The organism is Amaricoccus sp. (assembly GCF_036846665.1).
Taxonomy (GTDB): Bacteria; Pseudomonadota; Alphaproteobacteria; order Rhodobacterales; family Rhodobacteraceae; genus Amaricoccus.
The window spans coordinates 1-4,614 of record NZ_DAIUBO010000263.1 but is presented as its reverse complement, the minus strand read 5'-3'; the positions used below and the strand labels follow the sequence as shown (position 1 = coordinate 4,614).

6 protein-coding genes and 1 pseudogene are annotated in these 4,614 nt (G+C 71.4%); 1 reads left to right on the top strand and 6 read right to left on the bottom strand.

The window, feature by feature from the left end; all coding sequences use genetic code 11:
• The 3 genes and pseudogenes from V7050_RS18205 to V7050_RS18195 all read right to left on the bottom strand — a co-directional run.
• A pseudogene (locus V7050_RS18205) lies at nucleotides 1-376 on the bottom strand (endonuclease/exonuclease/phosphatase family protein); the annotation flags it as partial.
• Between the two features lie 35 nt (nucleotides 377-411).
• Nucleotides 412-1,029, bottom strand: coding sequence for a 3-isopropylmalate dehydratase small subunit (leuD, locus tag V7050_RS18200; protein WP_324375257.1), 618 nt, complete (start codon nucleotides 1,027-1,029; stop codon nucleotides 412-414).
• Between the two features lie 94 nt (nucleotides 1,030-1,123).
• Nucleotides 1,124-1,444, bottom strand: coding sequence for a hypothetical protein (locus V7050_RS18195; protein WP_324369881.1), 321 nt, complete (start codon nucleotides 1,442-1,444; stop codon nucleotides 1,124-1,126).
• 140 nt (nucleotides 1,445-1,584) lie between these two features.
• Between V7050_RS18195 and V7050_RS18190 the strand changes: the two genes are divergently transcribed.
• Nucleotides 1,585-2,934, top strand: coding sequence for an MFS transporter (locus V7050_RS18190; protein ID WP_324369879.1), 1,350 nt, complete (start codon nucleotides 1,585-1,587; stop codon nucleotides 2,932-2,934).
• Here the strand turns inward: V7050_RS18190 and V7050_RS18185 are convergent.
• The 3 genes from V7050_RS18185 to V7050_RS18175 all read right to left on the bottom strand — a co-directional run.
• Nucleotides 2,931-3,362, bottom strand: coding sequence for a DUF1801 domain-containing protein (locus V7050_RS18185; protein WP_324369877.1), 432 nt, complete (start codon nucleotides 3,360-3,362; stop codon nucleotides 2,931-2,933). The two genes, V7050_RS18190 and V7050_RS18185, sit on opposite strands and share 4 nt — an antisense overlap.
• 71 nt (nucleotides 3,363-3,433) lie before the next feature.
• Nucleotides 3,434-3,604, bottom strand: coding sequence for a hypothetical protein (locus tag V7050_RS18180; protein WP_324369875.1), 171 nt, complete (start codon nucleotides 3,602-3,604; stop codon nucleotides 3,434-3,436).
• A gap of 72 nt (nucleotides 3,605-3,676) precedes the next feature.
• A partial coding sequence (locus tag V7050_RS18175; protein ID WP_324410969.1) for an aconitase family protein occupies nucleotides 3,677-4,614 on the bottom strand: 938 nt, incomplete at its 5' end.

The window sequence follows — 4,614 nt, the reverse complement described above, 5'->3', positions numbered from 1 at the left end:
CCATGAGCATCCCGTCGCCGTCGAGGTCGAGCCCCGAGACCTCGCCCGCGTTCACCGGCCCGTCGAAGACGTGAGCATAATCGATCCCCTCCGGCCCCTGGCGCAGCAGGTCGAGAAAGGCCGCCAGCGCCCGGCCGCGCAGGTCGTGGTCGAAGCTCGTCAGGAGCATCACGTCGGGCCGCGCCGCGCGGATCACCGCCAGCACCGCCGCGAGCCCGGCATCGGGCTCGCGCCCGAGGTCGTGCAGGAGCACCCCGGCGCCCTTTCGGGTCAGATCGACGTCATAGGTTGCCACGCGCAGCACCTCCGCGCCCGCCGCCTGGGGCAGGGCCGCGAGGAGAAGGAGGGCGAGGGCGTGCAGGCGGTTCCGGGTCACGCCGGCGAGGCTCGCGCGCCGGCGTTAAGGGCCGGTTAACCGCCGTGGTGGTGCCAGGGCATGCGGATGTGGAGCGCCTTCTCGAAGGCGGAGATATGCTCCTCCTTCTCCATGGTCAGCCCGATGTCGTCGAGACCGTTCAGCAGGCAGTGCTTGCGGTGCGGGTCGATCTCGAAGGCGATGGTGCCGCCGTCCGGACCGGTGATGGTCTGGCTTTCGAGATCGACGGTGATCGTGGCATTGGCGCCGCGATGGGCATCGTCCATCAGCTTGTCGACCTCCTCCTGCGGCAGCACGATGGGCAGGATGCCGTTCTTGAAGCAGTTGTTGTAGAAGATGTCGGCGAAGCTCGGCGCGATCACGCAGCGGATGCCGAAGTCGAGCAGCGCCCAGGGCGCGTGCTCCCGGCTCGAGCCGCAGCCGAAGTTCTCGCCGGTGACGAGGATCTGCGCGTTGCGATAGGCCGGCCGGTTCAGCAGGAAGTCCTCGATCTCGCGGTCGTTGTGGTCGTAGCGCATCTCGTGGAAGAGGTTCCTGCCGAGCCCGGTGCGCTTGATCGTCTTGAGGAACTGCTTGGGGATGATCATGTCGGTATCGACATTGATCTGCGGCAGCGGCGCCGCGACGCCGGTCAGCGTGGTGAACTTGTCCATGATCGCGATCTCCGGATTCTCCGCCGGAGACAAACCACGCCCGGGCCCCGCGCGCAAGGCTCTGTCCGGGCTCCGGGGCCGGCGCGGGCGCGGATCACGGTCGAATCGTCACGGTCGCGCCGCCGCCGATCCCCGAGACCGCGCCGGCGCGGTCGCCACCGGCGGCCACCCCGAGATAGGCGTCGCCGAAGAACACGAAGCCGACGTTCCCGCCCCGCGCGGCCCGCGGTTCCCCGCCCGACCCGGAATCCGTTGCATCCGGGTCCAGCCGGAAGTCGGGCGGCCGGTCGACCACGGCCCCGAAGCCGAGCATCGGTCGCCGGTCGCCGAGCGGGGCGGCCTCCTCCGACGACGCCGCAGCGCCTGCGAGCGCCACGGCGGCGCAACAGGCCAGGGTGGCGGCGATCCTCGGCATTCTCTCTCCACTCGCGACCGTGGGCGGCGCCCGACACGCCTTCAACATGGCGATCCACCGAGGCCTTTCAACCTGCACGATCGGCCGGACGCGCGCCCGGGGGGACTCGTCTTTCCCTGCGGCGGCGGCTAGCAGGGCGCATGATCGCGTTCCTGAACCAGAACCTGCGCTGGCTCGCTCCGGGCTTCCTGCTGACCTTCGCCTCGGCCTTCGGCCAGACCTGGTTCATCGCGCTCTTCGCCGGCGAGATAAAGGCGGTCTACGGGCTGAGCAACGGGGGCTGGGGCAGCCTCTATACCCTCGCCACCCTGGTCGCGGCGGGGCTCCTCTTCCTGCGCGGCGCGCTCGCCGACACCATGCCGCTCTGGCGGCTGGCCTCGGCCGTCGCGCTGGCCTTCGCGCTGGCCGCCGCGCTGATGGCCTGGACATCCTCGCCCTGGCTGCTCGGGCTCGCGCTGATCGGCCTGCGTTTCTGCGGCCAGGGCATGTTCCCCCATGTGGCGCTGACCGCCATGGGCCGCTGGTTCCGTGCCCAGCGCGGCCGGGCGGTGTCGCTGGTGATCCTCGGCCATGCCTTCGGCGAGATGGTGATCCCGCTGATCACCGTCGCGGCGATCGCGGGCCTCGGCTGGCGGCTCACCTGGGGAGGCGTGGCGCTCTTGCTCGCCCTCGGCCTCGCGCCGGCGGCCGCCCTGCTCTTCGCCCGCGGCCGCGCCCCGGAGGGCGGGGGCGAGGGCGGGGCCGAGGAGGCACCGGGACTCGGCGGGCGGCACTGGAGCCGCGCGGACGCGCTGGGCCACTGGCTCCTTCCCGCGCTGCTGCCCTTCCTGCTGACCCCGGGCTTCGTCGGCACGGTGGTCTATTTCCACCAGTCCAACATCTCCTCGGTCAAGGGCTGGGCGCAGGCGGAGATGGCGCGGGGCTATCCGGTCTATGCCACGCTCGCCATCGCCGCGGCGCTCTTCGCGGGCTGGGCCTGCGACCGCTTCGGGCCCGAGCGGCTGCTGCCGGTCTTTCTGCTGCCCATGGCGCTCGGGGTCACGCTGATCGGCCCCGCCGGGCAGGTCGGCCTCTGGATCGCCGCGCTCGGGCTGCTCGGCGCGACCCAGGGCATGGCCAGCGCGCTCTGGGGCGCGCTGCTGCCCGCGGTCTACGGCACGCGGCATCTCGGGGCGGTGCGCTCGCTGGCGACCACGGTGATGGTCGTCTCGACCGCCATCGGGCCCGGCATCACCGGCATCCTGATCGACCGGGGCGTCGACTTCCCGCGCCAGTGCCTCGCCATGGGGATCTGGTGCCTCGGCCTCGGCGCGCTGGGGCTGGTGGTCCTCCGCCGCCTCCGGCTGGAAGCCGCCGAGACCCGTTCCGCCCGGCCCCGTCGGCGATCCCTCCATCTGACCGGCGCCGGGCTTCGAGACCGAGCCACGGGCAAGGGAGAAGGCCGCGGCCCGCAGAGCATTCCCCGACCGAAACGGCGCGGGCCGCCCTAGCGCCGCGCCGCGGCGACGAAATCCGACACAGGAACCGCCGCAATCACCGCGGCCACCGGCTCCGGCAGCAGGTCGTCGAGCTTGCGGAAGCGCAGGCAGGCCTTGCCGAGGTCGAGCTTCCTGCCCGCCGCGGCATAGGCGGCGCGCAGGCCGTCCTCGACCCCGGGCAGGCAGTTCACGCCGCAGAGATAGAGCGCCATGTGCCGCTTCTGGCTGGCGAGCGCCGCATACATCAGCGGCTTGCCGTTGTAAGTGGGCCCCGAGACCGCCAGCGGCACCTCCCAGGTGATCATGCCCCAGCGCATCACCTCGTCATAGCCTTCGGGCAGGTTCGCCCGTACCAGCGCCAGCACCTGCGCGATGGCCGCCCGCCGGTCCCCCGGCAGTTCGTCGAGATAGTCCGGCACGGTGGCGGCGTCCGAGAGCATCGCGGGCCCGATTCTCCGCCGCGGGCGGCTGAAATGCAAGCCCGCAGGGCGCGGAACGCGCCCCCTGCAAGCTATTCCGGCGCGACCACGGAATCCGCGTCCTCTGCCGCGTCGCGATTGGTGATGAAGAAGACCGAGGCGACGACCAGCAGCAGGATCACCGCCAGGGACGCGATGATCCCCGCCATCGCGGGCCGATGGCGCCGCGCCTGCTTCTCGACCTTGGTATCGGGTGGTGACATGAATGCGCTCCTTTGCCGGAGCAACGCCGGAGCGCCGGATCGGGTTCCGCCGCTCCGGCTGGCCCGCGGGGCTCACATAAGCTCGCGCACGTCTGTGAGCCGCCCGGTGATCGCTGCCGCCGCCGCCATCGCGGGCGAGAGCAGGTGCGTGCGGCCGCCTCGGCCCTGGCGGCCCTCGAAATTGCGGTTCGAGGTCGAGGCGCAGCGCTCGCCGGGCTTCAGCTGGTCGGGGTTCATGCCGAGGCACATCGAGCAGCCCGCCATCCGCCAGTCGAACCCGGCCTCGATGAGCTTCTGGGCGATCCCCTCCTCCTCGGCCTGGGCGCGCACGAGGCCGGAGCCGGGCACGATCATCGCGCGCAGCCCCTCCTTGACCTTGCGGCCCTCCATGACCCGGGCCACCTCGCGCAGATCCTCGATGCGGCCGTTGGTGCAGGAGCCGATGAAGACCGTGTCGATCGCCACGTCGGTGAGCTTCGTCCCCGGCTCGAGCCCCATATAGGCGAGCGAGCGCCTTGCGGCATCCACCTTGCCGCCGCGGAACTCCGCCGGGTCGGGCACCACGCCGGTGATCGGCAACACGTCCTCGGGGCTGGTGCCCCAGGTCACCACCGGGGCGATGTCGGCGGCGTCGAGGATCAGGATCTCGTGGAAATGCGCGCCCTCGTCGCTGAAGAGCCCGCGCCAATGCGCCTCGGCCATCTCCCAGGCCGCCCCCTTGGGCGCATGCGGCCGGCCCTTGACATAGGCGAAGGTCTTCTCGTCGGGCGCGATCAGCCCGGCGCGCGCGCCGCCCTCGATCGCCATGTTGCAGACCGTCATGCGGCCCTCCATGGAGAGCGAGCGGATCGCCTCGCCGCAATATTCGATCACGTGGCCGGTGCCGCCGGCGGTCCCGGTGGCGCCGATGACCGAAAGCGTGATGTCCTTGGCGGTGACGCCGAAGGGCAGGCTGCCCGTGACCTCGACCTTCATGTTTTTCGACTTCTTCTGGATCCCCGTCTGGGGGG

Bases quoted from the DNA above. Each gene is read 5' to 3' on its own strand.
- leuD (WP_324375257.1), bottom strand. From the start codon at position 1,029: ATGGACAAGTTCACCACGCTGACCGGCGTCGCGGCGCCGCTGCCGCAG.
- V7050_RS18195 (WP_324369881.1), bottom strand. From the start codon at position 1,444: ATGCCGAGGATCGCCGCCACCCTGGCCTGTTGCGCCGCCGTGGCGCTC.
- V7050_RS18190 (WP_324369879.1), top strand. From the start codon at position 1,585: ATGATCGCGTTCCTGAACCAGAACCTGCGCTGGCTCGCTCCGGGCTTC.
- V7050_RS18185 (WP_324369877.1), bottom strand. From the start codon at position 3,362: ATGCTCTCGGACGCCGCCACCGTGCCGGACTATCTCGACGAACTGCCG.
- V7050_RS18180 (WP_324369875.1), bottom strand. From the start codon at position 3,604: ATGTCACCACCCGATACCAAGGTCGAGAAGCAGGCGCGGCGCCATCGG.